Origin of the sequence: Faecalibaculum rodentium, assembly GCF_001564455.1 — a bacterium.
In the GTDB taxonomy this organism is placed as follows: Bacteria; Bacillota_I; Bacilli_A; order Erysipelotrichales; family Erysipelotrichaceae; genus Faecalibaculum; species Faecalibaculum rodentium.
Genome location: NZ_CP011391.1, coordinates 1,346,202 through 1,372,393 on the forward strand (window position 1 = coordinate 1,346,202; position 26,192 = coordinate 1,372,393).

At 52.9% G+C, this 26,192-nt stretch carries 24 protein-coding genes; 2 read left to right on the top strand and 22 right to left on the bottom strand.

The window, feature by feature from the left end:
* Positions 1-71 precede the first annotated feature (71 nt).
* Together aalo17_RS06590 and ltrA are read left to right on the top strand one after the other, a co-directional pair.
* On the top strand, positions 72-533 hold the full coding sequence (locus aalo17_RS06590; RefSeq protein WP_067557198.1) for an HD domain-containing protein: 462 nt from the start codon (positions 72-74) through the stop codon (positions 531-533).
* Between the two features lie 561 nt (positions 534-1,094).
* On the top strand, positions 1,095-2,444 hold the full coding sequence (gene ltrA / locus aalo17_RS06595) for a group II intron reverse transcriptase/maturase (protein WP_067557201.1): 1,350 nt from the start codon (positions 1,095-1,097) through the stop codon (positions 2,442-2,444).
* A 28-nt stretch (positions 2,445-2,472) separates the two neighbouring features.
* Here the strand turns inward: ltrA and aalo17_RS06600 are convergent, their stop codons facing one another.
* The 22 genes from aalo17_RS06600 to aalo17_RS06705 form a co-directional block, all read right to left on the bottom strand.
* Positions 2,473-3,594, bottom strand: a complete 1,122-nt coding sequence (locus aalo17_RS06600; protein ID WP_203225807.1) for a hypothetical protein — start codon at positions 3,592-3,594, stop codon at positions 2,473-2,475.
* Entirely contained in the window at positions 3,591-4,280 is a 690-nt protein-coding gene (locus aalo17_RS06605; protein WP_067557203.1) for a 5-formyltetrahydrofolate cyclo-ligase, read from the bottom strand. Before aalo17_RS06605 ends, aalo17_RS06600 begins: the two co-directional genes overlap by 4 nt.
* A 6-nt stretch (positions 4,281-4,286) precedes the next feature.
* Entirely contained in the window at positions 4,287-5,684 is a 1,398-nt protein-coding gene (gene sufB / locus aalo17_RS06610) for a Fe-S cluster assembly protein SufB (RefSeq protein WP_067557205.1), read from the bottom strand.
* Positions 5,677-6,153 (bottom strand): Fe-S cluster assembly sulfur transfer protein SufU, encoded by a 477-nt coding sequence (sufU, locus tag aalo17_RS06615; protein ID WP_067557208.1) that lies wholly within the window; start codon positions 6,151-6,153, stop codon positions 5,677-5,679. Before sufU ends, sufB begins: the two co-directional genes overlap by 8 nt.
* An 18-nt stretch (positions 6,154-6,171) precedes the next feature.
* Positions 6,172-7,428: an aminotransferase class V-fold PLP-dependent enzyme gene (locus aalo17_RS06620; RefSeq protein WP_067557211.1), complete on the bottom strand. Its 1,257-nt coding sequence runs from the start codon at positions 7,426-7,428 to the stop codon at positions 6,172-6,174.
* A complete protein-coding gene (locus tag aalo17_RS06625) occupies positions 7,412-8,209 on the bottom strand; it encodes a SufD family Fe-S cluster assembly protein (protein ID WP_067557214.1) in 798 nt (265 codons plus the stop codon). Before aalo17_RS06625 ends, aalo17_RS06620 begins: the two co-directional genes overlap by 17 nt.
* 1 nt (position 8,210) lies before the next feature.
* On the bottom strand, positions 8,211-9,026 hold the full coding sequence (sufC, locus tag aalo17_RS06630) for a Fe-S cluster assembly ATPase SufC (protein ID WP_067557216.1): 816 nt from the start codon (positions 9,024-9,026) through the stop codon (positions 8,211-8,213).
* 347 nt (positions 9,027-9,373) lie between these two features.
* On the bottom strand, positions 9,374-9,952 hold the full coding sequence (locus tag aalo17_RS06635; RefSeq protein ID WP_067557223.1) for a hypothetical protein: 579 nt from the start codon (positions 9,950-9,952) through the stop codon (positions 9,374-9,376).
* The gene (locus aalo17_RS06640; protein ID WP_145907574.1) at positions 9,953-10,174 is read right to left on the bottom strand and encodes a hypothetical protein; all 222 of its coding nucleotides are present in this window, start codon (positions 10,172-10,174) and stop codon (positions 9,953-9,955) included.
* A 108-nt stretch (positions 10,175-10,282) separates the two neighbouring features.
* Positions 10,283-11,122, bottom strand: a complete 840-nt coding sequence (locus tag aalo17_RS06645) for a hypothetical protein (protein ID WP_236940455.1) — start codon at positions 11,120-11,122, stop codon at positions 10,283-10,285.
* Positions 11,119-11,595 (bottom strand): hypothetical protein, encoded by a 477-nt coding sequence (locus aalo17_RS06650; RefSeq protein ID WP_067557227.1) that lies wholly within the window; start codon positions 11,593-11,595, stop codon positions 11,119-11,121. Before aalo17_RS06650 ends, aalo17_RS06645 begins: the two co-directional genes overlap by 4 nt.
* 3 nt (positions 11,596-11,598) lie before the next feature.
* Positions 11,599-11,799: a holin gene (locus tag aalo17_RS06655; protein WP_082743446.1), complete on the bottom strand. Its 201-nt coding sequence runs from the start codon at positions 11,797-11,799 to the stop codon at positions 11,599-11,601.
* 33 nt (positions 11,800-11,832) lie between these two features.
* Positions 11,833-12,459 (bottom strand): hypothetical protein, encoded by a 627-nt coding sequence (locus tag aalo17_RS06660; RefSeq protein ID WP_067557229.1) that lies wholly within the window; start codon positions 12,457-12,459, stop codon positions 11,833-11,835.
* Between the two features lie 10 nt (positions 12,460-12,469).
* Entirely contained in the window at positions 12,470-14,677 is a 2,208-nt protein-coding gene (locus aalo17_RS06665) for a DUF859 family phage minor structural protein (protein ID WP_067557230.1), read from the bottom strand.
* Positions 14,678-14,712: 35 nt separating this feature from the next.
* Complete coding sequence (locus aalo17_RS06670; RefSeq protein WP_067557239.1) at positions 14,713-15,261, bottom strand: hypothetical protein; 549 nt, start codon at positions 15,259-15,261, stop codon at positions 14,713-14,715.
* Positions 15,261-15,830 carry a hypothetical protein gene (locus aalo17_RS06675; RefSeq protein WP_067557240.1) on the bottom strand — a complete coding sequence of 190 codons (570 nt, stop codon included), beginning with the start codon at positions 15,828-15,830 and terminating at the stop codon, positions 15,261-15,263. Before aalo17_RS06675 ends, aalo17_RS06670 begins: the two co-directional genes overlap by 1 nt.
* The gene (locus aalo17_RS06680) at positions 15,830-16,759 is read right to left on the bottom strand and encodes a hypothetical protein (RefSeq protein WP_067557242.1); all 930 of its coding nucleotides are present in this window, start codon (positions 16,757-16,759) and stop codon (positions 15,830-15,832) included. The genes aalo17_RS06675 and aalo17_RS06680 overlap by 1 nt, the downstream gene beginning before the upstream one ends.
* Entirely contained in the window at positions 16,759-17,274 is a 516-nt protein-coding gene (locus aalo17_RS06685; protein ID WP_067557245.1) for a hypothetical protein, read from the bottom strand. Before aalo17_RS06685 ends, aalo17_RS06680 begins: the two co-directional genes overlap by 1 nt.
* The gene (locus tag aalo17_RS06690) at positions 17,267-20,335 is read right to left on the bottom strand and encodes a phage tail spike protein (protein ID WP_067557247.1); all 3,069 of its coding nucleotides are present in this window, start codon (positions 20,333-20,335) and stop codon (positions 17,267-17,269) included. The genes aalo17_RS06685 and aalo17_RS06690 overlap by 8 nt, the downstream gene beginning before the upstream one ends.
* Positions 20,332-21,804 carry a distal tail protein Dit gene (locus tag aalo17_RS06695; protein WP_067557250.1) on the bottom strand — a complete coding sequence of 491 codons (1,473 nt, stop codon included), beginning with the start codon at positions 21,802-21,804 and terminating at the stop codon, positions 20,332-20,334. Before aalo17_RS06695 ends, aalo17_RS06690 begins: the two co-directional genes overlap by 4 nt.
* 1 nt (position 21,805) lies before the next feature.
* Positions 21,806-25,552, bottom strand: a complete 3,747-nt coding sequence (locus tag aalo17_RS06700) for a phage tail tape measure protein (protein ID WP_067557253.1) — start codon at positions 25,550-25,552, stop codon at positions 21,806-21,808.
* 200 nt (positions 25,553-25,752) lie between these two features.
* Positions 25,753-26,175, bottom strand: a complete 423-nt coding sequence (locus tag aalo17_RS06705) for a hypothetical protein (protein ID WP_067557256.1) — start codon at positions 26,173-26,175, stop codon at positions 25,753-25,755.
* Positions 26,176-26,192 lie beyond the last annotated feature (17 nt).

Here is a 26,192-nt window from a genome sequence, read left to right on the forward strand (position 1 = left end):
CCGAAAAAACCAGGGATGCGATGCATCCCTTTTTGTTTGGACCCGGCCGGCATCGACCATACAATACAGATATGAACCAGTCACAGTACGAAGCTCTGGAAGAGCAGATCCTCGACGCCTTTGCAGCCCTCTCCCATCCCGTACTCCGGCGGGAAGCCCTGCGCCACACGATGCGCGTCATCGACATGATTTCCCTGCTGCACACAGACACGCCCCTCTGGGACAGACGAACTGCTGCTCTTTTGCATGACACCGGGAAATACCTGAAAAACAGCCCGCAGCATGCCAGGACATCCGCCATTCTCTGCGAACAGCTGCTGCCGGAAGAATCCGGGATCGCCGAAGCCATTCTGCATCACAGTGAAAAGGACCGCATCCATTCTCCCCTTGCAGAGGACCTCAAGGACGCAGATGTCCTGGCGAGGTGGCTGGATGACCCGAACCGGTATCAGCATCCCAGGCTGGTAACTGCCCGAAACCGCCTGCGTGCAGCCACCATCGACAGCAGGAGCACAGAAAAACAAACAGACTGAAGCACGGCGCCTCAGTCTGTTTTTCTGGTGTGCCCGGCATGGCATACATCTAGGTGGTGAAAGTCCACTATGGGAGCGTATCATCGCAACCGCTAACCATTAGCCTAAGGCAAGGGGCTCTCTGGTAACAGGAGTTCTGAAAGAAGCCCGACGGCAAAGTCCCGGCCTGAGGAACACGAATCGCATATAAGGCCACAGATGGAGACGAGCGTGCCAGACAGCGCAAATCGTAATAGTTGCGGATGACTGTCTGTGGTAGATGCGGCAGGTGTATGGAATGAAAGATGTATGACCTTACCCGGGGAGGTCCTGCCAGCGAGAGGAATCATCAAACCATGATGACCCCCTTCCCGCAGTAACAACGAATGGCAGGAAGTCAGCCGAGGCCATAGTAGCGAGGAAGTCCCTGTAATGGGGATGGAGTGAAGGGCCGAACGTACGTTTTACTGCAAATATCAGGAATGCGTCCTGCACGAAAAGCCGAGGAAGGACAAACCCAGAGAGCCCCTGAAGATGAGTAAGGAAGGGCAGTGCGGGAACACGTGAAAGAGAGGAGCAGCCATGAACCAGACCAGACTGATACAGCCGGAAGACCTGAGTACTCAGGAAATCTTCTCCATGGAGAACCTGCTCAATGCGTGCAGACAGGTACGGCGAAACAACGGAGCCGCAGGAGTGGATGGGGTCAAAGCCAGAGAACTCCCAGCGTGCCCCTGTCAGTACTGGGAACAGCTGCGGGAACAGATACTGGACCGCAGCTATAAACCGCTGCCAGCCAAAAGGACCGATATCCCGAAACCGGATGGGAGCATGCGGGGGCTCAATGTCCCGGCTGCCAGAGACAGAGTCGTGCAGGCCTGTCTGGCAAACTATCTGGATTACAGGAAGGACTTCGAGATGAGCAACAGCTCATACGGGTTCAGGAAGAACAGGAGATGTGAACAGGCGATACTGAAAGGCCTTGAGTTCATGAACGACGGGTATGACTGGATCGTCGACATCGACCTGAGGAAATTCTTCGATACGGTAGATCAGGACAGACTGATACGACTGATAGACAACCTGTTCCATAACAGGGACGTTACGTCGCTGACAAGGAAGTTCGTCAGAGCGGGAGTCATGATAGACGGCAGGCTGGTCAGGACAGAAAGAGGAATCCCACAGGGAGGACCTCTCTCGCCGGTACTGGCCAACATTTATCTGGACCAGGCCGACAAGGAACTGGAAAGCAGAGGGCTGAGATTCACAAGATACGCAGACGATATGCTCATCTATGTGAAATCGGAAGCCGCCGCCAACAGGGTGATGAAGTCATTCAGCAATTATCTGGAAAAGAAGCTGAAGCTGGAAGTGAACGCTTCAAAATCGAAAGTGGCCAGACCGGATGAAGTGAAATATCTGGGGTTTGGCTTCAAAAGGAACAAAAGGGAATGGAAGGCAATACCGCATGAGAAGTCCATCCATGAGTTCGAACAGAAAATAATGAAGCTGACGAAGCGGAACTGGAGCGTATCCCTTGAAGAAAGGCTGGAGAAAATCAATCAGGTCATCAGGGGATGGAGCAATTATTTCAGATGCGCATGGCTGTATAAAAAGAACATGCGGAAACTGGACAGCAAGCTCCGGAGAAGAATCAGGGCCATCATCTGGAAGCAGTGGAAAAGCATCAGGAAAAAAGAAGAGAGCCTCATCAAACTGGGATGTCCCAGAGACAAGGCTCACTCATATGCGTGTGCACGACAAGGATGTGTCCGTTGTGCAGTCACGTTCCTGAACAAGTATATCAGAAATATACACCTGAAGAAGAAAGGCCTCCTGACCATAGAGGAATACTTCGATACGGTGGCAGAAAGGTTCATGAAATCATTTGTACGAACCGCCCAGTGCCGAACGGCACGCTGGGTGGTGTGAGAGGGTCTGATGACACCTACTCGATCGTTCATTCTTTCGCTGAGCTGTCTTCTTCCGGGACCTGCGTGACCTGGGTCCCCTGGTCCTGGCCGGTGATGCCGAAGGGCTGATAGTGCAGCTCCACTTTGTCGTCCAGCTTTCTGCGCAGCTGTTCGAATGCTTTCAGGAACTTCGTGCGGTCATACACGATCCAGTCAATGTAGGAATAGCTCTTGCCCATGGCACCGCCCACGACCTGGCCGGCATGCAGCTCGGACATCGTTTTGTCGAGCTGACGGGAGAGTTCCTGACGGAGCAGTGCATCGTCTTTTCCGTTGAAGGGATTGGCGTAGTATATATAGCCATACTCCCCTTCCTTTGCTTTCAGGTCCAGCAGCACGTCACTGCCGGATCCCAGGGTCTCCTCGGCGAGCAGCGGATGGGTCGTGAAAATGATCTTCATGTCCTTGCGCAGGGAGTCATGGGCGAAGTCCTGGAACGGCTGGTAGACGGAGTAGATCTCCAGGGGCGACTTGTAGGTCTTCCAGTGATCCCGCTCCACGACCGTCATGATGGCTTCGTAGAAATCCACCAGGCCGCAGAAGTCCACGGCTTCCTTCGGGGGCTCGTTTACAAAATCCACGCTGCCGATATACGCTTCGTAGAGCGTCTGGCCGATGGCGAGCTCCAGCAGGTACATGGACATTTCTTTTTTGTTTTCCTCATTGTCGATCAGGCTGTATCCCGGGCAGTAGACCCGGGTCTGGAAGGTCTGAGCCTTCTGGTCCACGGTGTAAAACACATGGAAGTCCATCAGGGTATAGACATGGTCCCGGATCTGGACCTGCGCCTCGACGGCTTTCTGCGACAGGGGCATCAGGACGGGGTTCACGATCCATTTTTTCAGGATCTCTGCCGGACACAGGTCCGTGAAATACCGTGCCAGATACTGCGAGGTCTTGTTGGGGCCTGGATCGAAGGTCATTTCAAACTGATCGGCGGCATCTTCGACGAAGAACCCGCAACCGGTCAGGTTCATGGCAATTTCCTGCAAGGGTTCCAGGGCTCTGACCAGCCCGGGATAGTCCCTGGATGTCAGCGCCTGTTCGATCTCCGGCTGTCTGGAAGAAAAGTGTTCCCAGAAATTCTGTGCATTTTCATATACGCTCATGTTTCTTCTCCCGATTCTGTCCGTGTTCCCGTCGCCTGCAGGTGATTCGCGTTCTCCTGCGCACCCTCTGCAGTCCGGCGGATGTCTGTTTCATTATAGTCACCCGTCGGGATGCCTGCGTCGGTGATGACCATATCCATGTCCACATCCCAGGCCGAGACCGGAAACCGGGCTGCCTGTTCCCGGAAGGCAATGCCAATCTTCAGCGCCTTTGTCCGGGGCAGAAACCGGTCATAGTATCCGCCGCCATACCCCAGACGATGCAGGCCGTCAAAAGCCACCATCGGAACAAGGATCACGTCGATGTCCTCCGGTTCGACAAACTTTGCTGTGTCCGGATCCGGTTCCATGATTCCGTATGGTCCCTGCCGCAGCCTGCCGGTCCCGAAGCGCAGGGAGTGATTGACCGGATTGGTCAGGGGAAGAAGCCAGTCATCCTGCAGGATATCTGCCTCCTGTCCGATGGCGTGGTAGGCCGCCACGGTTTTTCCCTTCACAAAAGGAGCAAGCCGTCTGAGGATGGCCTGCTCCTTTTCCCTGCGGCCGGTGATTGACTGCCGCTTTCCAGTCATCTCCCGGCGAATCTGCTTCCTCAGGGCCTGTCTCTCGGTTTCAGAGTGCGCCAGGTCACTCCCGGCAGCAGAGCCGGGACGGCTCTCGTCAGTGTATGACCGCTTTGTCTTCATGACGGATCAGCCGATCGCTTCGCTCATGTCCAGCTTCAGCAGCTGGTTGAGCTCGACAGCGTATTCCATGGGAAGTTCTCTGGTGAAGGGTTCCAGGAAGCCCATGACGATCATCTCTGTGGCCTGGGATTTCGTCAGTCCACGGCTCATGAGATAGAACAGCTGCTCCTCCGAAATGCTGGAGACCGTCGCCTCGTGTTCGATCTGGCTCGTGGGATTCATCTGCCGGTTCAGCGGGATGGTGTCGGATTTCGATACCTTGTCGAGGATCAGCGTGTCGCACTCCACCTTGCTCTTGGCGTAGTCTGCATTCTTCGAATGTACGACCCAGCCGCGGTAGTTCACGATGCCGCCGGTGCGGGCAACGGATTTTGACACAATGCTGCTCGTGGTATGCGGTGCGTTGTGGATCATCTTCGCCCCCGTGTCCTGGTACTGTCCACGGCTGCCGACGGCGATCGAAATCGTGGTCCCCTTCGCATACTCGCCAGCCAGGATGCAGGCCGGATACTTCATGTTGATGCCGGATCCGACGTTGCCGTCGATCCATTCCATGTGGCCATAGGCATCCACCTTCGCCCGTTTGGTCACGAGGTTGATGATGTTGTCGGACCAGTTCTGGACCGTGGAATACCGGCATTTGGCGTGTTCGTGGACAAAGATCTCGACAACCGCCGCATGCAGGGAATCCGAGGAGTAGATCGGAGCGGTGCACCCCTCCACGTAGTGGACATCGGCGCCTTCGTCGACAATGATGAGCGTGCGTTCGAACTGCCCCATGTTCATGGAGTTGATCCGGAAGTAGGACTGCAGCGGCTTGTCGAGCTGGACGCCTTTGGGGACATAGATGAAGGATCCGCCGGACCACACAGCGGTGTTCAGGGCCGCATACTTGTTGTCGGCGTAGGAGACGAGTTTTCCGAAATATTTCCGCACCAGATCGGGATGTTCCCGCAGGGCAGTGTCTGTATCCAGGAAAATGACACCCTTTTCCTCCACTTCCTCCAGCATGTTGTGATAGACGACCTCGGATTCATACTGCGTGGAGACACCCGCAAGGAACTTCTGTTCCGCTTCCGGGATGCCCAGCCTGTCGAAGGTTTCCCGGATGGTTTCCGGTACGTCTTCCCAGTCGCTGCTCTGCCTGTCGGAGGGCTTGATGTAGTAGGTGAATTCGTCAAAATCGATGTCATTGAGGTTCGGGCCCCAGGTGGGGTTCGGGAGTTCCCGGAACTTGTGGTAGGCCTTTAAGCGCAGATCCAGCATCCACTCCGGTTCGTGTTTCATGGCCGAAATGTCCCGGATCGTCTGTTCGGTCAGGCCCTTGCCGGTGTTGTAGACCGTTACATCCTCGTCATGGAAGCCGTATTTGTACTCTGAACCCGGCAGGTTTGCATCACTCATTGCCTGTGGCCTCCTTGTCCTTTGCCGGATCGCCCGGCTTTCTGTAGTCATCCAGGATTTCCTCCATGGCATTCCAGCCAATGGTGGCACACTTGATGCGGTTTGCCTGCTTTCCCACGGTGGAAAAGGCAATGGCTTCCTCCAGGATGTCATCGTCATAGTCTTTCTGGTCGATCATTTTCCGGTAGTTGTCAATGATCTGCTGTGCCTCTTCCACGGTCTTCCCCTTGACCAGTTCACAGAGAATGTCTGTGCTGGCGGTGGAAATCGTGCAGGCCACGCCGTCGAAATCCGCATCCTGGATGACCCCGTCTTTGATCTTTGCCTGGACAGTGATGTCGTCAATGCAGGATTCGCTCGCCATATGTTTCGAGTCATAGTCCTGTGACTCGGTGAGTTTCTTGTTCCGGGGATACTGGTAGTGATCCATGATGATCTCCCGGAGGTATTTTGGATCGATGCTGGACAACGCTTCGCTCCTTTCTATCTAGAAAAAGATATCGAGGCAGTTGGTGAAGGTGCAGTCCTTGAGTGCTTCCACCAGTCTGTCGATGTCTTCGAATGTGTTGTAAAAATAGGCACTGGCCCTGACAGTTCCCGGCACGTCGATGAACTCCCCGAGCAGCTTGGCGCAGTGTTCACCGCTGCGGACCGCAATGCCCCTGGAGTTCAGGAAGCTTGCCACGTCCTGGGGAAAGATCAGCTTGCCGTCATCATAGACATTGAATGTGATGATACCGCTTTTTGCCGTCGGGTTGTAGATCTTCACCCGTGGCAGTTCCTGGGCTGCCCTCTTCAGGAAGTGCTCCTTGAGTGCCAGTTCGTACTCATGAATGTTCTTCTTGCCGATACCGTCAATGTAGTCCATCGCTGCCTTCATGCCCAGGGCACCCTCGATGGGCTGTGTCCCGGACTCGTACTTGAAGGGTGTCTTCTTGAGCACAAGGTTGCCGCAGCGGTTGAAACGCGCATTGGATTCCCCGCCGAAGAACACCGGCGTCAGCTCTTCGAGCAGCTCGAAGCGTCCGTAGAGCACGCCGATGCCGGTGGGACCGCACATCTTGTGGGCCGAGAACACGAAGAAATCCACATCCATGTCCTGGACATCCACCGGCAGGTGGGCCACGGACTGGGCACCGTCAATGACGGTCAGGATGCCTTTTTCCCGGCAGATCTTCGCGATTTCCTTTACAGGGGCTTCGTAACCCAGGACATTGGAGACCTGGGCGATGGCCACGACTTTTACCTTGTCATCCAGGACCGACAGGAAGTTTTCGACTGTCACCCGGCCCTCGGGAGAAAGAGGGATATAGCGGACTTCCACGCCCTTGCCTTCCCCGGCTTCAAGCCAGGGCAGCACGCTGGAGGCATGTTCGGACTGTGTGGAAATCACCACATCCCCTTCCTGCAGGACCTGGTTGGTGATGGCCATGGCCAGGATGTTCAGGGATTCTGTGGTCCCGGATGTGAAGACGATTTCCTTTTCGGATTTCGCATGGATGAACTGTGCCGTGCGCTTGCGCGCTTCCTCATAGTGGTAGTCCACCTGGGCACTCATTTCATAATCTCCACGATGGGCGTTGGCCCCCAAGTAGGTATAGTAGTTGACCACCGCATCGATCATCTGCTGCGGCTTCAGGGTCGTGGCGCAGTTGTCCAGATAATCCACCGGGTAGCCGCTCATGGTCCGTTTGAGGATCGGGAAATCCGCCCGGATCCGTTCAATGTTATCCCTGATGTCCATACAGTCCTGCCTTTCGTTCCAGATCCTCGCGCAGTCTGTGGCGCAGATCTTCGCTGCCAGCAAGGGAGATCACCGGCATGAAATAGCCAATGGAGAGCAGGCTCATGGCCTGCAGGTTTGACAGGCCGCGGCTTTCCAGGTAGTACATCTGGTCGGCATCGGGCTGTCCGACAGTCATGGCATGGCTGGCCTTGACTTCGTTTTCGTCTATGTACAGGATCGGCAGCACACGGGTTTTGTGGTCGGCATCCAGTGTCAGGACCCGGGTTTCCTGGTGACTTTCGCTGCCGCGGGCTCCCTTGACGATCTTCCCGGCTGCGACCATGTCATAGTCCGCCGCCCGGTGCAGCACCGCAAAGTTGTGCATCTTGCCGAAGGTGTGGTCTGTTTCACTCACCACCTGCAGGTCGTTTTTCTTCCTGGCACCCTCGCCGACCAGTTCCCCGGTGTACAGATCTGCACTGGCACCGGGCTCCTTGAGGCGGATTTCGCCCCGGAATTCCAGGAAACCTTTCTCCAGGTCCAGCAGGCCGATTTTCAGGTCCGCCTGGCTGTGCACGTCCGCTGACAGCGTGAGGGTCAGGTCATCGGATGATTCCCGCAGGATGAGGACCCTCAGTTCACTGTCCCTGTCGCAGCGCAGTGACAGATCCAGTGTCCGGACCTGGTCTCCGGCTTTCAGCAGCAGGGCGCCGTGACTTCCGCTTTCGGCCATCAGCTCCAGCCTGCCGTTTTCGGCCTGCAGGGTGCTGTCGTGACGCCCGGTCAGTCTGCGCTCCATGTCACTGGTCCTTTCTGGCGCCGCAGGTACCCAGGCTGATGGGACGGGACTTCTCTTCCCGCGCTGCCTTCACGCCGGTTTCCTTTTCGATCCAGTCGTAGCCTTCGCCGTCGACTTTTTCAATCAGTTCCGGTCCACCGGACATCACGATGCGGCCATCCACCAGGATGTGGGCACGTGTCGGGTGCAGGTAGTCCAGGAACCTGGCATAGTGGCTGACCACGATCATTCCCAGACCGGTCTCTTTCTGGCATTCCCCGATGGCGTCTGCCACAATGCGCAGGGCATCCACGTCCAGGCCGGAATCAATTTCATCCAGCATGGCAAAGCGGGGTTTCAGCAGCATCATCTGGACGATCTCGTTGCGCTTTTTCTCGCCCCCGGAGAACCCTTCATTCAGGAACCGGTGGGCCAGGTCGGGTTTCATTTCCAGTTCGGAAATGGCACGGTCCATTTCCTTGATGAACTTGAACAGGGAGATCGGTGTCTCGCGGCGCGCGTTGATGGCCGTGCGCAGGAAATCCGAGTTGGTGACCCCGGGAACCTCCGAGGGATACTGCATCCCCAGGAACAGTCCGGCGCGGCTGCGTTCATCCACCGGCATGGCCAGGACATCCTGACCGTCGAGCGTAACTGTACCGCGGGTCACTTTGTATTTCGGGTTCCCCATGATGGCTGCCAGCAGTGTGGACTTGCCGTTGCCGTTGGGGCCCATAAGGGCGTGGCGTTCACCGGATCTGACGGTCAGGTCAACGCCTTTCAATATCTCCTGATCTTCCACGCTGACGTGGAGGTCTCTGATTTTCAATTCGGGCATATACTACCTCTTTTCACTACTGCTAATCATAGCAAAGCAGTATGTGAATCTCAAACCGCCGCCACTGCGATACATTGCTTTCCAAATCCGGGCTCTGTATAATTTAACAGTTATTCTCAGAGGTGGATTTCACTATTATTCGTTCTTAATCAAACCGTTATTTGCGTTAAATCAATGTTTTTCGCTGCATTATTTGAGTTTCAGTCATAATCATTACCGAACGTCTTTCCAAAAAATGCTCCAAAAAGTGCTCCAATTTTGTATCTGCCCACTCTGACGTTAATTTGATGCAGATGTTCGGATGATGAGGCATTAAAAAACGCCCCGGGTTTCCCCGGGGTTTTGTCTTATGGTCTGTCAAAATCCTCGTTAAGTTCTCTGGGAGCAAAATAGCCCTTGATACAATTCGGATTTTTAACTGCTATCTGCGTATGGGTACGTTCCATAAGAAGAGAACCCTCTGCGATTGGATCCCCTTCAAAGAAGAGACCTCTAACGAAATCAAACGGTGGCTTATCGTTTAGATCTTGAATTTCGTGGACAGCAGCTATAATGGCACAATCCAAATTTCTTAACAGTAAATCTCTACCATGGTTTTCTGGTAACGGAATTTGATGGTCAGCGCAGGCTTGCACTAAATACTCATACCCTTGCCTCAGGATGGGCGTCGCAAATTGGTCTGTAAGATTTAAACAGTATCCCAAATCTAACGCTGCTCCGAGAACTCGGCCATTTTCTTTGTACCGTGCCTCCGCCCATTGTTTTGCTCGTTCTAGATTTCCTTCCCAGAAGTAAATACCAGGCCCGAGCCAGTCATAAGCGTTTGTGCTCTCTTTGAGGTCTTCTTTTCCAGATAACACTGCTTCGTAAACATCTTTATGGCATCCGTGAAAGCCGAACACCACATTTGGAAGTTTTGAATACATTTACCAGTTAATACCCTGTGTAACAATCTGTTTTTTCGGTTTCCCGTTTTCTGTTATTCCCGATCTCTCTAAAAAACTAGCAGCCTGCTTTTTAGCCGCCACTGGGTTGCTTTTAGATAACTGCTTAAAAGCTTCTACCGTCTTACGCGCAGCATCGACATCTTTTTTAGTTACTCCATAAGCTGTCATACAAGTTCCTCCTTCACATTCTCCTTTGTTCATACATATTATTACATAACGAACGAAGACGCGAGGTAACAATGCATTATTGGGGAATTTGTCAACTTTTTTAATCGTTAAAAAAAGCCCCCGGGTTTCCCGGGGTTGTTTTTATTTAAATGTCGCCCAGGGGTCCTTACCCTGTGTCTCGCTGCCGCTTACTGCCACGCAGCCATAGCCGCCGGATGCTCTGATATAGCGCACCCACCGGTGGCCCTTGTAGGCACATTTTGCGATGTACTTGACGCTCTGTCCCTTGTTGTATGTCACACCGGGGATGACTTCACCATCCGGATTATCCTTGTGGATTCGGATGGAGTCTTTGGTAAAGGTTGCGGTACCATTCTCAGCTACCCATTTGATAGATCCAGTGGAACCGCCAGTCTTCACGTCGGCTGCTTTTTTCCAGCTCATACCATTACCGTTGCGGATGGTCACACCATCAACCACGCAGGCTTTGTCTGCGCTGATGGAGTTGTGCAGGCAGTAAATTCCGTACCGGTTCGGGCCATCGTAAGGCCTGGAATAGCGTCCTTTGGCAACTTCAAAATGACAGTGGTTCCCTGTCGCCCGGCCAGCGGTGCCCTCATCGCCAAACTCTTCCCACTGAGCAAAAACATGACCTTTATTGGCCAGTGCCAGGATGTCTCCGATGTAGTTATCGTGGATAAACATAAATGTCGCGTAATCAATGGTGCCATCTGCGAACATCACTTTATTCACAGACTCAAAGAAAATCGCGTTGCCGTTGGCTGCCGAGTCATGCCATTTATAGCGCATGGAACAAGGGGCAAAAGTCGGCTCAATGCCTGTGTCCTTGCCCGCAATGTCCAGCGCATTAACGCCCTGGTGCGAATACTGCCCATTGTTTCCCTGGGTGATGGTCATCGTCTTCATGGGAAATCGGATGAGTTCGTAAGTCTTTCCGTCTTTGGTTTTTGTGAGTGTCATTTTGTTTCTCCTTTGTTCTTAAACATTTCTAAATAGGGATTGCCCGGGTGCAGGTCATCCCGCACAGACAGAGCGCAGATTTCCTCTTTCCAGCCCTTGGCGGTACCATTTCCGCCTTTGGCTTTGTAGATTTCATACGCTTCCAGAAACTCCGTCAGCTGGTGGCTGGTGATGTAGCCCTGGATCATGTACTCGGCATGATAGCGCTGCAGCATGTAGCGCATGATGACTTTGAAGCCTTCGCCGTTCGTGTCAATGCCTTCTTTGAGCTTTTCCATGATGTCTGTAAGAGTCGCCAGTTCCAGGTCATGGTCTGCCAGCTTCGCGGTGTTGGCTTCGATTCTGGCCATCCGCTCGTCTGACTTTGCCCGGTTGGCTTTCCGGTCTGCATCTGCCGCCTGCAGCCGCCACAAGATGATGCCAAAAAGGCCCGTGACAGTCACAGGCCCGATGGCGTTCAGAAACTCAAGCATAGGCTAGGCGTTGGGGTCTACTTCCGGCAGACCGCCCAGAGAGATGAGGTAGGATACTACGGCTGCCATGCAGGTGACGGAGGCCAGGTTGACCCAGTCCACAGACAAGATGCCCACAGCTCCGGTGCCAATCATGGCGACTGCTGCCTCCGCAGCGGTCTTGATGGCCCGTACAGTGGCCTTTTCCCACCAGTCTTTACTCATCAGCTTGTTCATAATCAGATTCCTTTCCAGCCGCTACTCTGCGGCTTTTTCCCATGCATCCGGAAGTTCTTCCGGGGAGTGTGCGGTATTGTCCGCCTTACAGGTGTAGTGCTCACCTTTATAGGTCGTCTTATCACCTGCCATGTAAACATCATGAGCACCAGTCGGCTGACGGAACTCCGGCCATTCTTCCGCAGGGTCAGACAGCACGACATACAGGGACGGCGTGGCGTCCGGCAGCCAGTCAGCCTGAGACTTGTGGTCCTGCAGGACTTTGACAAATCCGCCGTCACCAAACCGCAGGCGCTGTCCGGTTTTGTAGTTCTGTCCTGTCTGCCATTCGGGATACAGCGGGGCCATCGTCAGGGCTGTGTCATCGTCAACGCCATCCAGCATTGCATCCCGGCTGACTTCGGCCAGTTTGGCTTCCGCTTCGGCAAGGGCAGCTGCTTCCTGTTCCTGCTTGATGCAGGATCTGTACTGCTCCTCATCAAAGACAAGATGATTGACACCGGTGTTGTCGGCCTCCAGTTTGTAGCCGGAAATTTTTTCCGGATAAAGCGGGCCGGTCACCTCTGCATCCACCTGCACGTCGGCGGTGGAGCACGTGGAAAAAGCGGTGACTGAACCGTCATCGCCGATTTTGCAAAAGATTTTCATGTGATCCTTTCTAGGCTGTTCTTCGCCATGCGTAGATGACTTGGTAGGGCTGGACAAGGGAAATCATGGCATCCCTTTCTTGGTTGTATCCGGCCGCCTGCTTGCGGACGATACAGCGGTCAGCATAGTTCGCCCCGTTTGAAGGGAAGCCGGACAGGGCTGAGTTGGTCGTGTTGATTTGGTCAGAGGTATATCTTCCACCCGTCGCCCCTGCCCCGAATGTCTTGCTTGTAGTACCGTCGCTCCCGGTACCCTGTCCAATCAGGACACGGCCCTGTCCAAACTGCACCCATGTGCCGCCCATGTTTGTAGATGGGTTCACGTTATCGTACGTGATTTTGACAGAACCAATCGGGTACCCTCGGTTGTCGGGCGTTAGATTTCCCATCGTCTGATTTGCTCCCGTTGGTGCATCTGTCTGACACTTGCCTTCAACTTCTACTTCACACTGTGATTCAATTGTGAAAAAGCCAGAAGAATATGCCCATGGCAGATACAGCCATATCTCACAGGAGGATGCAGAAAGCGCGATGACCCGGACATGGATCCCTGCGTGATAGGTTCCGACAACGTTGTAAGAGCCGCCAAAAGCATCGGTCGTTGAATGCGACGATTGGAATGAGTCTTTGACAAAAATTTCAACTTCTGTCTGCTGGTTTGCGCGGGCGTTCCATCCGTCTCCGGTATACACATGAACAAAAGCACTGTCGGAATCGCTGGAATTTTTAAGTGTACAAACTTTAAGCCACTGGGGTGTGTTTGTTACAGCGATGAATTTTTTCGCCGTATATCTGACACCGCCTGATACAAAAGGGAGCCCAGTCTCAAACGTTCCGTTGTTACTGGACAACATCCCAATCGCAAGACTCTTGCCCCCAGCCCCCAGATTCATCAGCGTGAATGTCGGACCGACTTCCTTCTCTACGATGACGGAAGTGAAGTAGTCCTGAGCCACAAACCGTACCTTTGTCGTTGCGTCCACACCAAAAATGGCTCCCGAAGTGACGGAGCCGGATTTTGTATAGACATCGGACATGCGGGTGATATCGGTCCATGTGGAGCCATTCAGGTACTGGATGTAGAACGCCTTTGTGTTCTTGTTGTTAACAGAAGCAATAGAGAAGTTGTATGTACAAACGGCTGTTGTGGCTTCATCGCTCGTTCTGGCCACACTGCTGACAGTTATCTGCGGGGGACTATAGGCCAGCACAGAGACATTCTGCGTCTTGCTTGCCTTCCTGCCCCTGGAATCGGTCACTGTCAGAGTGACAGCTACTGTTCCGGAAGCAGAAATGGCAGCAGACGTGATATCAGCACCGTTGTACTTCCTGCCCTGAATGGTGACAACATAGCTGGAAATCGTTGAGCCATTACTTCCCGATCCCGCTGATTTGACTCGCAGGGTGCTTTTGCCCTGCACATATCCGCCAAACTGTGTTGCCAGATTGGCAGTGGCTTCCGCAATGCTGGAAATGGTTGCCGTCGGTACCCATGATGTCAGGGCAGTTGCCGTGAAACCAATGTCCTTGTATCCGATCACCGTGCTGCCACTCATCGTTTCCACTCTCAGGACTACCCAGACGCTGGTGCTATTTGGCATGTAGCTGCCCAGATTCTGGACTGTCCACACAAAAGACGTTCCCGCATTTGTGGTGATAGTACCCTTGTCCTTACCGCCGATACGATAGCTTATCCGGTGCGTGAAACCGGATGCGTGCCGGGGCAGGTTGATGGTGAGATTGGAGCCGCATGCCACGGAGGCTGCCGACAGCGTTGGAGTCGTTGCCCGGGGGATGGTGGGGATTTCACCATCGATGTTGAATGCTGTCCAGCCAACAGTCGGAACATTGTGGCTGGCAAGAGGGACGTTGAATCTCCACCAGCCGCAGACTTGACCAGAAGGCCACGTGCCGTCCGCATTGTGCGTGACTTCCGAGTGACGGTGCGTGCACTCTATCTCCGTTGTGCCGCCGCCTCCGACAGAGACTGCCCGGGTTTCGGGAAATTTGGTGCCGTTGAAGTCACCGACACCAGTTTCGCATGCTGTGTAGTTGAATGAGTAGTAGCCGTTAAGCGACGCAACTCTCTGCCCGCACATGGCGATCATGGTTTTGTTGTTTTCGATGTCCTGACAGAAGTCCCATTTAACGTCAATTCTGTAGTAACCGTTGTTCCAGACTGTCCGCCAGCGCTGGCCTTTCCATGGACCGTAAGCCATCAGTCATCCTCCTTTCCAACAAAAAAGGCGCCCATTTAGGACACCTTCTTCAGGTCCAGCGAACCATTGGCCCGCGGGACCCATCCAAAATAGCCGATTCTCAAACTGTGGGTGATTCTCGCATCGGTGATGGTCAGCTCACTGTTTGACAGGTAAGCCACCTCCTGACCGGACTGTGCAAAGGAAATCCGGTCATTCTTGATGGTCAGGATGATGGGGTTCTGCGCCTGACCCAGAATGATGTTTCCATCCACAAAACGGATGTACTTTGACCAGTTTTGAAACTCTGAGTCAGTGCTTGCCTGATTGGCATTGACCACGCTGACCAGCTTGTTGAAGTTCATCTGCCATCCCTCAGCCGTCTGGGTGAAGGCGGTGCTCACCTCCTGAATCAGCCTGTTGGTTTCATCCTTGGTGAAATACTGTTCAGTCACCGTCTGCTGGATTTGCTCCTGCGACTGCAGGATTTGTGTGGACAGCCGCTGTTCCAGGGCCGTTGCGTTGATGATGGTTTTGTCTTCGAGGTCCTTGAGTTCGCCAGAGAAATCTTCAAGCTGGATACTCGCTCTCGCTAGAGTCGCCATTATCCTGCCCCCTCTGTCAGCACCACCGTTTCATCATCTTCCGGTGCCGGAGTGTACGGATAATCTTCATCACCGTAAGTAACTAGGATGTTCCGGATATACAGGTCTGCGTCTATATCACGGAGATAAGCCGGATAGATGGTAAGCGCACTCGCATATCCAGCAGACACTTGGTACCTATAAGTAAGTCTCTGGTGAGTCCAGTCTTCGCACGGTCGGAACATCCGATTCCCAGTGATACCTGATTCCCCGAACCACTTTGGTTTTTGGGTGGTTTCATCAAAGATATATCCATCTGCATATATATGACGCATCGGATTTGTTGTACCCGTCTCTCTCAGGATGAGGATGTAATCAAAAGACACAGTAAAATGCGTTTCTCTTCCTACAGGTCCCACTTTCGCAAGCATGTTAACGGATGGTGCGTAATAGGTCCTCAACCCACAAGACCACTTCTCACATTCATGCCCTTTGTAGGTGGTCACATTCACTTTCGGTCTATCCCAGAGGTTCCGCCGCTTCGTATACATCGTCCCATCTGGGAGCGTCCCAAACATTTCGCTGTTCATCACACGGCCTCCGTTGGGTTCGGTTCATCTTCTGGCGCAGAAGTCCATGGGTAGGGTTCGTCTCCGAAAATCAGATTCATTTTGCGGTATTCAATAGTAGCTCCCACGTCTGCGGCAGTCATTACCGCGTTCCCAAAAATGATTAGAGCAAGAGGTCTTTCCTCAACATTCTTCACTGTGCAAGAAAGACGGTGCCACTTGCCGTTCATCTCAGGTTCAATCCACATGGTATCGCTAACGATTCGATTTTGCTGATCCCGGCTTCTGATTTGGAAAGTCACAGGAACTCTGGTCGCAAGACCTGTTGCCTTGATGTCAATCCCAAATGTCAAATCCGTTTTGCTAGATGTGATTTCTCTCGCCCGTTCTTCAGGCACTGGGTCAATTTTGTAGGCATTCCACTGTCCGGCTCCTGTGACTGTGATTTTTCCCGGCTCCATTTTAACGGTCGTATAATAGTCAGAACCGTCAATGGTAATGCCTCTGCATCCAACCAACAGATTCCTACCCTTTGTATACCCGTCCCCATTCACCAGTGTTCCCATCCCCGGCTGCCCAGCCGTCCAGATATATCCGGGTAGGGCAGAATCAGCAACTGCCGGCGTGATAGTTGCGCTGTTGTTTGCCCGAAGTAAAAGCCCAATGTAGGCAACACCGGACGGTAAGACGATGTTCTGAGGGAGAGAATCCCATGTGTAGAATCCTGTGGTGATCCCTAAATAGGTCTGAGAACTGTCGAACATCGCAAAGCAGTATTCGTACCCAGACACAACGGGAATGTTGACTGCCTTGCTGACAGGTACCAGAGACTTTGTGCGGATCCTGTTTGAGGACGGGTATTTAAGGTTATCCCATGTTCCAGTCCGGCTCTCATCGATTGTCCCCTGCTCAAAGTCAGCAGAGGTTGCTTTTGTTTTTGCCCAGTCCATCAGTTCACCTCCTCGTCTTCTGGTGCAGGGGAATAGGGTAAAAGTTCGTCCCCGTATGTCATGGATAAGTCCCACACTTTGGCTCGTTGTATTTGCGTCCCATCGCTGTAGGTGTTGAATCTGAAATTGCAATACGAGAAACTGTTTGGAATTTCTACCGTGGCATACCATCTGCCATCTTCTGCCTGCTTCAAAGTGTTCATGTATATTGCTTGTGCCCATGAACCTGTCGCAAGAGTATCTGTGGTTTTGTAATAGTAAAGCCAAATGGTTGGGTCTATCACCTTTCCGGCAGCGCCACCATGAACGTTTCCCATGGTTCTGTCGGTTCGGAACGAAAACATGGCGGTACCGCCTGATGGAAACTCACAATAGGCACCCGGAATAATTTTGCATCCATCTTTTGCATTCGATTCGTGAGTATATGGGTTATCTTCCGTCCACAGTCTGCCATGAACCAGATTCCTGCCCTTCACAGCAAGCGACCCATCAGCAAGAGTAATAAATTCAGGCATTAGGCCACCCCCCCCCGGATTCGAGTCTGCATTCTACTACCTGTTTTGTACCAACTGTGCGTGTAAGTTGTTTGCCGTTGGAGATGAAGGTATCTCCCGAGTACCATTTCAGGGCACCTAAAGCAATGACCTGAGTGTCCGTCAGCTCCACTCCACCCTTAAACACATGTGCAGTCAGGGTGCAACTGTTTCCGGACCATGTCGGCGTGATGGAGATGTGCATGGCGTCTATACCATTTGTCCCGTCCTTGCCTGCAACACCTGTCAGCCTTGCCGGGCTGGACTCAGTGCTTGCGCCGCTGACGTAGGTCGTCTTGATCTTCTGCCAGATGTACTTGCCCGCTGTTTCGGCGGGCTTTGTTGTGCTCCAGCTTCCACCGGTGCAGGAGTCGGGGCTGGTTGACAGGTAGTAGTAATATTCCACCTTCTGCTGCTGCAGACCATTGACCTTGTTGTCCACCGCTGTGACATTGGATGTGATTTCATTCGCCTTTATCGTGATTTTTGAATCGGCGTAGTCTTTCGCACCCTGCACTGCCGTGTTGACTTCCGTCTTTGTGGCCCGCAAGGCAATCTCGGTGGCATTCTGCGTGATGTTGGTCTCTGCCGTTGTCACTCTGGAAGTCAGGTCTGTGATGTCACCCTGGATGTCAGAGATATCATTCTTGACCTTTCCAATTTCGGTATTGGCCTTGTCCACATCACCCTGTGCCTTATCCACAGCTGCCTGTGCTTTGGTCACTGCATCCTGAGCGGCCTTAAGCTGGGTGTCTGTGGCTGTCTGACTAGCCTGCAGGTCACTCACTGCATCCTGTGCGGCTTTCAGGTCTGCCTCTGCTTTGGCCAGCTTTTGAGCTGCTTCCGACTGGCTGGACTGCAGACTGGTGAGTGTCGTCTGGGCACTGGTCAGGTCTGAGTCCAGATCCGCCAGCTGCCCGTCTATTTCGGCCTTGTTCTGCTGGTAAACGGTTTCGCTGACTTTGGTTGCAAGCTCGGTTGCGTTGGCTGCTATCTGCGCCTGCAGGTCACCGGTCAGATCTGTCACATCGGATTTGCTGGCGTAGGTGTCAGCAATATCCAGCAGCATCTGTGTGGTCTTGTCTGCGATCTCCTTCTTTGCTTCCTCTGCAGCTGTCTTGGCCTCCTGCACTCCAGTCTTGATAGGCGCCAGCTCGGTCTGCACAGCGTCTGCTGTGGCCTTTGCTGACTGGGCCTGACTTACTGCATCGGCAGCTGCATTTGACGCCGCTGTGGCGCTGGAAAGGGCTGTCTCTGCCTTGTTGATTGCCTGTCCTGCAGCCAGCCATGCTTTTTCCAATTCTGGCGTTGTGTAGGCCGTTCCGTTTGGATCCTTGTAAACCGCTTTGATGCGCACCCAGAGGTATTTTCCATCGACATAATCCGGATAAGTCGTCCCCCAGGAACCGCCTGTCTGGGCAGTATCAGATGTCGAAAGGTAGTATTCGTTGGTCAGCGAAACCAGCTTTTGTATGGTTCCGTTGGCACCATCGTCACCTTTTATCTTGGCCCATGTGTATCTGGTGGGGTCAGGAGAATCCACAGGATTGCTGTCGTGATACTGACCAATCCAGTCACCATCCGGGGTGGAGAAAGTCTGGCCGCCGTCATTGGAGTATTTGATGTGCAGATAGTCGGACACACCATCTGCAACATTGGCAAAAGTGAGCTCGTACTCGCCTTTGATAGAGCCATCTGGTCCAAAAGCCTTGAATCCATAGACAGCCATGTCATCAAAGTCCGTGCTGGAAACGGTCAGCGTCTTGCCATTCCCGCACTCAGCTCCGGCCTTGTACCAGCGGATCGTGAATTTGTCAGTCACATCCGTCACACCATCCCGGACAAAGGCTGTCAGGGTGGTGGTTCCGACACCGTTGACAAAGATTGTCCCGGCTGTGGAAGAGATGCCGCATTGGTAGGTTTTATACTTTTCCACCAGCTGCTGGACCTGAGCCTGAATGGTGCTGGAAAGCTGTGATTTTACCTCGGTAAAGTTGTCGAAAGTCGTCTTGCTCCGGGATGGGTCCGTGAAGCAGATTTCCTGTTCAACGACCCTAGCCTGAACGTACAGAGTTGGCTGATAGGCGTCATCCTCAATCGTGAACCGGTCACCGATGGCACCATCCACAAAACCGTCCACCTCGTACTCCAGCTTGGGCACAGAGTTCTTGCGCAGTTCGGCCAAAGCCCTGCCGTACAACATGGCCTGGTCTTCCACGTCACAGTCCCAGTAACGGGCAATGTACCCCTCTGCCTTATCAGGATTGAGCGCTGGAAACCTGTCTTTTGCAGACGGGTTCAGGATGTCTTCCCCTCTCAACCAGCAGCCGTCTGACTCTTTGGCATGGGAATATCCAGCAAGAGTCAGACCATCCTTGCCCCTGGGACGGATGGCGGTGTACAGGTCGGAAACGTCAGAGGTCTTTTTGATTCCTTCGATTTCCTTTCCATACCGCAGGATTTCGCCTGTCCTGTCCTTGCCGGTCTGCTTCACGATGTACAGGTTCATGTGGGACAGAGAAAAATCCCGGTTCAGGACTGTCTGAAAATCCAGCTCCACATCAAAGTTGGTGGCAAGAGAAAAGAGACGCTTGAGTATCGTCTCCCGTCCTTCCCATTTCAGTTTCAATGACCTGTCCGCCACCTCGTTGTGAATGATCCTGAGGTCCATCGTTTCGGCTCCCCACTGCTGGATGTAGGCGGCAAGGGTCTTTGCTTCCGGGGCTTCGTACTTGTCCACTTCCTCGTTCAGGAATTCAAAGGTGAGGCCGAAGCATTCAAAGGATGTGTACACCTCATCCTTTTCCGTTTTCACGATATTGAGATAGTAATCTTTATTATCGTGACGGAAAGACAGCTTGTTTCCGACTTCTATCATCTGAGAATCTTCGCTGGTCAGTGCTTTACCATCAAACGTATAGGCTGACCCGGCAAGATACAGGTGCAGAGTCTCGTCGAAATAGTGGACTGCTCCCGGGCGGTCATTATCCAAAAAGCCCAGGACTTCATCCCGGGCGTTAAGGACTGCGATTCTAGGTGTCATAGCCATGCCTCCCTGATGCGTGCGACTACTGTCGGTTTCGGACTACAGAAGGAAGAGAAATACAGTTTGACTTCCGTCTCCCCCGGCTCAGCTTTGAACCATTTTGTCCCGAGGATCTCATCTTGCGGTTTGGGCATCCCAGCCACCAGAAACTGGCCAGTGTTGCCGCCGATTTCCAGCTTGCTTCCCTGCCAGTAGCGGTTAGGGACATCACGCCATTTTGATACGTTGCACTTGTAAAAATCCAGAGTATCAAAACCATGGATATACAGAGTCTTGTTGCTGGCTCTCCATGCTTTGCAGGATACTTGGACTTTGGCGGCTTTAAGATTTGCGATTTCAGGGATATTGAACGTGTGATACTGCCCCCAATAGAAATAGGTTATTTTAGACCCTTCTTTTTTGAGGTCCACGTGTCCCCAGTCTCCATACCATGGGTTGAGTTCATGCCGATGGTCTGTCTGATAAGCAAAGGACTTGAGTACTCTGCCTTTCATGGCATCGTTGTCAGTTCCAGAAGGATTGTAGACAACAAAATCATAGTAAGCGGTATTGCCACTCATATCCGTTTTGTTCCAGTTCAGCCCTGCAATCAGCTTGTTGTCAACTGTCAGGACGCTGATGCTCATCTCGCCAGTCTGGCCCATGACGTTTGCCCACATGATCAGATGACCATACAGGTACCAGTTCAGACACCCCGACTGTCCATTGGAATCAGCCGGTATGGTCAGAGTTCTCATGCCACCATTGGCGGCCCCGACAAGAGTGCCGACTGTACCCAGAGTCAGGTAAGTCCTACCTGCCCATGACTTGGTGGTCAGGGTGCCTTTGGTGCCATATGTCGGATGCATGGCGTCCTTACTTGTTGTGTCATCAGATGCAGATACAAAGTCTGAGATGGACAGCAGGTGTTCCATCTGCTGATAGGTCTGACCGTCAGCTTCCTCCCGCTTTCCAAACTCCATGGCGCCGTGCTCGGAAGCAATCCCTACATAGCCATTTTCGTGGTTGTGGGTGATTTCGTAGCGGATGGGGACCGGGACGGAGCCGGTGTTTTCCACCATGATGGTGCCGGTGGAATCCATCTGGAAAGTCTTCTCGGTGGTGGAGTACTTGAATGGGTCAGAACAGTGGAACACGATCTTGCTGCCGTCAGCCTCAGCACTGGAAGCGATGAAGTATTTGTCCAGCTCGTCGGCAAAGATGAGCTGTGCTTCCCGGGCTTTAAGGAGACTGTTCAGTTTGTTCATCCTGATCTGTCTGGCTTCCAGCATTGGAGCGCACAACCGATAAGTCACTTCAATGTCTCTGGAACCGATTTCGGAGCCAGTGTAACTAGCTCCGTCGATTCCTGGTATTTTCTTTTCATTTACGTCGTAGGACATCAGCTCACGGCCAGAGACTGAAATCACCTGGAATCCAGGCACCTGAGCTTCGAGCCATTTGCCATCAAATTTGATGTTCAGCATTCTACCCTCCTGCCAGTTTCTTCCGGACGGAAGCGTCAAGGTCGTTCGCTTTGGCAACATCCGATGCAACGAGCTTTCCAACTGTCCGTCTGTCCATCACGATCTGCGTGTCTGCCGTGTTCTTCGCGATGGTGGAAAGATACCCGTCAAAATCAACTGCAGTAAGCCTTTCCATCAAGGAGTCCATCTTCCTGCTGAGATTTGCTATCTGCATCTGATTTCCAGCCATGACGCCTCGCTGTGTGTCGATTGCGGACTGCAGAGCCGCCGTTGTCGGATTGACAGCATTGCGTGCTGCATACCCCATGTTGGACTCGTTTGCTACAGGATCAGCGGAAGCTGAAGCAAAAAGCCCGGCGGGATTTGCCAGACTCATCACATGGAACAATGGTGAGTTTGCTCTCACAGTCCTGTCGCCTTTGGTCTCGACCGTCTTGACTTCCTTGGTGACTTTGACAGTGAAACTCTGGCGGGTCAAAGACTGAATTTGGTCAATCCAGTATTTGGCATCGTTGTAAGCTGTTTGAGCTGCAGAGGGGATACCGGAAATGTTCCGCTGGAAAGCAGATGTAGCGCTGGATCCCATCGTGCCAGCCGCCCCAGGAACGGAAGAACCGCCAAATCGTGAAGCAGTGTCAGACAAAACTGTGCCTGTTTTCCCAGGCATCGTATTGATCCCGGTGTTGTACTTCGTCGAAGCCTGCTGACCTTCTTTGCCGGCAGCATTGGAAATTTTTCCACTATTAAATGCTGATGCCCCGGCAGAAGCCGCCTGATCAGAACCTTGCTTAACGCCTTGAGTCTGAGCATTGTTGTAGGCGTTCGCGTTACCGGCACCTGCAGCCGCAAATTCTCCCTGCTTGTTCAGTCCCTGTGCTGATCCGCTGCCCAGCTGCTGTATAGCCTGGTCCACTGAAACCGCACCGGATGCAATACCTGCAGCCAGATCCGCAGGAATTTCAACACCAGCAAGATTAGCCTGTGTCAACGCCTGTTCAAACTGAATGAGATTGTTCAGCATGTTAGCCGCTTCCTGCGCTGACCCAGCATTGGCGATGATCCCGCTCGCCACACTCAGAGGTACAGAAGTTCCGCCTTCACCAGCTGCCGCCACCATATCCATGTAATTCATCATGGACGTCATGTAGTTTATGGCTTCGGTCGGAGCCATGGAGCCGGATTCAATGCCCTGTTTGATGTTTTCTGGGATTTGAATACCTGCCTCACTTGCCTGCTGGACCATGTTCTGGAACTCGGTGATCAGTGTCTGGTTAAGCGTAGATGCCTCTCCGCCCATCTGGTTGATGGTGTTGAAATAATCTGACCAGCTGATGGTGCCTTCTTCCAGACAGGCACTCAGTGCCTCCTGTGCCCTTCTCTGCTCTTCCGTTGCCAGATTCATGGTGTGCATAGCTGCCATGGCTTCATCTGAACTCTTGCCATATTTCTGACTGGCTTCGGTCCACGCAGCAGTGCTGTCTTTCACTTCCTGATTCCAGAATGTTAGAGATTCTTTTGCGCTGTCATAAGCCATCTTTTGCTGTGTGATGGCTTCCAGTTGTTTCTGACTGGCTTCGATGAGCGCTTTTTCCTTTGCATTCTTCTGAGCCTGTGCCAGATTCTCCCGCAGTGATTCGGTATTCCCGTCTATGTGACCTGTGTTTTCGTCTACGGAAATGTTCAGTTCCGGATAAATCGCATTCAGTTCCTCTACAGCCGCTTTCAGTTGCTGCTTCTGGATGGTAGACAGGTTTTCCTTTCCGTTCAGGAATTCAATCTTATTTGCAAGTGTTTCAGCGTACCTGGCATTCGATTCATACCCCTGAATCACCTGGTCAGCAGCGTTTGCCTGATTCTTCGCTTCCTGTGCATACTCTTTGCTGGCATCAATGAGCTCCGCGTTCTTTTGAATGACACCTCCCATTGCCCGGGCTTCCTTGTCAAGATTGTCCCGCAGCATGTTGCCGGCAATGAAGCCGACTCCCGCCATTGCGCTTGCCAGTGCCACAAAAGCTGTGCCGGCAAGTCCTGCGGGGCCAATCAGGCTGGCGATGGACGTTACAGTCCCATCCATTCCGGCATTGGTCTTTCCCAGTACCTTGGAGAGCTTTTCAGCTGCACCGGAGCCTCTGAACAGGAACTCTATCATTCCCTGTCCTTTGGATGTGATTTTCTCTATACCCTTGGCGACCGGAGCTGCTGCAGCTCCTAACAGCAGCATCTTTGCCACCGTATCCTTTACAGGCTTCGGCAGTTCAGAGAACCACTTGGCTGCATCTTTGACCATGAAGGCAACGTCTTTCAGAGCCGGTGCAAATGACTCTCCCAGACTCGCACCTGCCTGCTTGATGGCTTCCAGCGCCTGCAGCAGAGCTGTTTTGGTAGTTCCGTACCGCTTTTCAGCTTCGGCCATCATGGCAGTATTGGATTCCCATGCGCTGTCTGCCCTTGCCAGAGCGTCGGTGTACAGGTCCGTGGACTGCGCCAGCGCACCAGTGGCGTTGGACATACGAATCTCTTCAATGCCCAGCTCAGCCAGCTTACCGGTCACATCACCGCTTTTGCCTATGCCTTCCAGGAATTTGGCAAAAGCTGTACCGGCATCATCCCGCCATGCTTTGGCAAACTGCTCAGCGCTCATTCCGGCAGTCTCGGCAAAAGCTTCCAATCCTTCGCCGCCCTGTGAAACGGACTGCTGAATCTGCTTGATGAGCTTAGACATGGAGCCGCCGCCTTCAGCCGCTTTGATGCCCATGGATCCAAGAGCTGTTGCAAGGGCCATGACCTGCGGGGTACTCATGCCGACCTGTCTGCCAGCTGTAGCCAGCCGTTGTGTCATCTGTACGATGTCAGCCTCCGTAGTGGCAAAGTTGTTGCCCAAGTCAACCACCGTAGAACCGAACCGGGAGTAGTAATCGGCTGTCCTGTCTCCTGCATCCACCATGATATTGGCAATCTGAGCAAGGGACTGTGCTGCTTCCTCACCGGCAATGTTGGTTGTGTCTCCCAGCATAGCGACGGTCTTTGTGAATGTCAGCATGGAATCTGTGGCAACACCCATCTGACCGCCCAGCTCAGCAAATCCGGCCAATGTTTCATAGCTTGACGCAGTGTTGAGAGCAAGGTCTTTCAGACCGGCGTTCAGGGCTTCCATCTGCTGGGGAGTACCATCAACTGTCTTTGTGACGCCGACCCAGGCGTCTTCAAATTTAATGGTCTGGGCTGTAGCTGCAGCAATGACCCCTGCACTGATCAGTGAAATCGGCTTCAGAGCTTCATACGCTTTTCCTGCCGCGGTTGCAACATTCCCCAGGTGCTGACGGAAAGTAATCATGCCTGTTCCGCAGGTCAGAACAGACTCTCGCACCGCATCCATCCGACTGTGAAGCACAGCCAGCTCGGACTCAAGATACTGAACGTTCTGTGCAGCCGATTTGGTCCGCTCGTCATATTCGCCGAATGCCACCAGATTTTCCTGATAGCTTGCTTTGGTGGCTTCCAGCGCCTGTTTGTAGGCATGTTCCTGCTTTACAAGGTTCGCATACTTGGACTGCAGCAATCCCTGCTTTTGGATGAACAGCTCGATTCCGGTGTCCTTGCTGTTGAAGCTGGACTTCATGGCCCGGCCGACTTTGCTCATCTCCTTGTCCAGGCCCTGTGTCTCTGCCTTTATCTTGCGGAGGGTTTTCTCAAAACCTGACCCGTCACCATTGATTTCAATTGTTATACCTTTTGTGTCAAAGGCCATGTCTTTCCCTCCCTAGAATGCGTCAAAGTCTGCTTGTGTTGCCTTGCGGACTTTCGGTTTTTTCTCGGCTTCTCGTGCCCTCTTGTTCATGTTTGCCTGTGCAGTGAGAAGGTCTACCAGATATCCCGGGTCCATGTCGTCGATTTCAGACAGGGAATATCCGGCCTGTCGAGCAATAACGACTACAGTACTGAAGGGGACTACTTTTTTTTATCTTCGTCTTCCTCCGTTTTGTCTTCAGCTTCCACCAGGGGAACATTACCCACCATGTGGTGATATACCATTGTGGCGTTGTACAGGAATGTCTGGTAATCTTCAATGCCATCCAGCCATTCCTCAGGAAGTGGTGTAGACGGGTTCTCGGCGGCAACGGCTGCCCAGCTGAGTTCTTCCAGATTTTTCGAACCGATAGCTTTCAGCGATACACCGGCAAGTACTGCAGGGTTTTCAATGTCCATCCCCTGGATGTTCTGAACATCCGCCACAGCCGGCAGGAAGGCTGCAGAAATATCAGCTAGTGTTTCAAAGATGTCTTTCCTGAACTGCTCGCGGTACAGTCTGGCAGTCTTGCCTGTATATCTGGCCGGAACCTGTTTTCCATCGATCATGATGTTGAATCTCATGTCTGTCTCCTTATCTC

What these genes read in the sequence shown, in the direction of transcription:
- aalo17_RS06590 (WP_067557198.1), top strand. Translation starts at nt 72, where the DNA reads ATGAACCAGTCACAGTACGAAGCTCTGGAAGAGCAGATCCTCGACGCC.
- ltrA (WP_067557201.1), top strand. Translation starts at nt 1,095, where the DNA reads ATGAACCAGACCAGACTGATACAGCCGGAAGACCTGAGTACTCAGGAA.
- aalo17_RS06600 (WP_203225807.1), bottom strand. Translation starts at nt 3,594, where the DNA reads ATGAGCGTATATGAAAATGCACAGAATTTCTGGGAACACTTTTCTTCC.
- aalo17_RS06605 (WP_067557203.1), bottom strand. Translation starts at nt 4,280, where the DNA reads ATGAAGACAAAGCGGTCATACACTGACGAGAGCCGTCCCGGCTCTGCT.
- sufB (WP_067557205.1), bottom strand. Translation starts at nt 5,684, where the DNA reads ATGAGTGATGCAAACCTGCCGGGTTCAGAGTACAAATACGGCTTCCAT.
- aalo17_RS06620 (WP_067557211.1), bottom strand. Translation starts at nt 7,428, where the DNA reads ATGGACATCAGGGATAACATTGAACGGATCCGGGCGGATTTCCCGATC.
- aalo17_RS06625 (WP_067557214.1), bottom strand. Translation starts at nt 8,209, where the DNA reads ATGGAGCGCAGACTGACCGGGCGTCACGACAGCACCCTGCAGGCCGAA.
- sufC (WP_067557216.1), bottom strand. Translation starts at nt 9,026, where the DNA reads ATGCCCGAATTGAAAATCAGAGACCTCCACGTCAGCGTGGAAGATCAG.
- aalo17_RS06635 (WP_067557223.1), bottom strand. Translation starts at nt 9,952, where the DNA reads ATGTATTCAAAACTTCCAAATGTGGTGTTCGGCTTTCACGGATGCCAT.
- aalo17_RS06640 (WP_145907574.1), bottom strand. Translation starts at nt 10,174, where the DNA reads ATGAACAAAGGAGAATGTGAAGGAGGAACTTGTATGACAGCTTATGGA.
- aalo17_RS06645 (WP_236940455.1), bottom strand. Translation starts at nt 11,122, where the DNA reads ATGACACTCACAAAAACCAAAGACGGAAAGACTTACGAACTCATCCGA.
- aalo17_RS06650 (WP_067557227.1), bottom strand. Translation starts at nt 11,595, where the DNA reads ATGCTTGAGTTTCTGAACGCCATCGGGCCTGTGACTGTCACGGGCCTT.
- aalo17_RS06655 (WP_082743446.1), bottom strand. Translation starts at nt 11,799, where the DNA reads ATGAGTAAAGACTGGTGGGAAAAGGCCACTGTACGGGCCATCAAGACC.
- aalo17_RS06660 (WP_067557229.1), bottom strand. Translation starts at nt 12,459, where the DNA reads ATGAAAATCTTTTGCAAAATCGGCGATGACGGTTCAGTCACCGCTTTT.
- aalo17_RS06665 (WP_067557230.1), bottom strand. Translation starts at nt 14,677, where the DNA reads ATGGCTTACGGTCCATGGAAAGGCCAGCGCTGGCGGACAGTCTGGAAC.
- aalo17_RS06670 (WP_067557239.1), bottom strand. Translation starts at nt 15,261, where the DNA reads ATGGCGACTCTAGCGAGAGCGAGTATCCAGCTTGAAGATTTCTCTGGC.
- aalo17_RS06675 (WP_067557240.1), bottom strand. Translation starts at nt 15,830, where the DNA reads ATGAACAGCGAAATGTTTGGGACGCTCCCAGATGGGACGATGTATACG.
- aalo17_RS06680 (WP_067557242.1), bottom strand. Translation starts at nt 16,759, where the DNA reads ATGGACTGGGCAAAAACAAAAGCAACCTCTGCTGACTTTGAGCAGGGG.
- aalo17_RS06685 (WP_067557245.1), bottom strand. Translation starts at nt 17,274, where the DNA reads ATGCCTGAATTTATTACTCTTGCTGATGGGTCGCTTGCTGTGAAGGGC.
- aalo17_RS06690 (WP_067557247.1), bottom strand. Translation starts at nt 20,335, where the DNA reads ATGACACCTAGAATCGCAGTCCTTAACGCCCGGGATGAAGTCCTGGGC.
- aalo17_RS06695 (WP_067557250.1), bottom strand. Translation starts at nt 21,804, where the DNA reads ATGCTGAACATCAAATTTGATGGCAAATGGCTCGAAGCTCAGGTGCCT.
- aalo17_RS06700 (WP_067557253.1), bottom strand. Translation starts at nt 25,552, where the DNA reads ATGGCCTTTGACACAAAAGGTATAACAATTGAAATCAATGGTGACGGG.
- aalo17_RS06705 (WP_067557256.1), bottom strand. Translation starts at nt 26,175, where the DNA reads ATGAGATTCAACATCATGATCGATGGAAAACAGGTTCCGGCCAGATAT.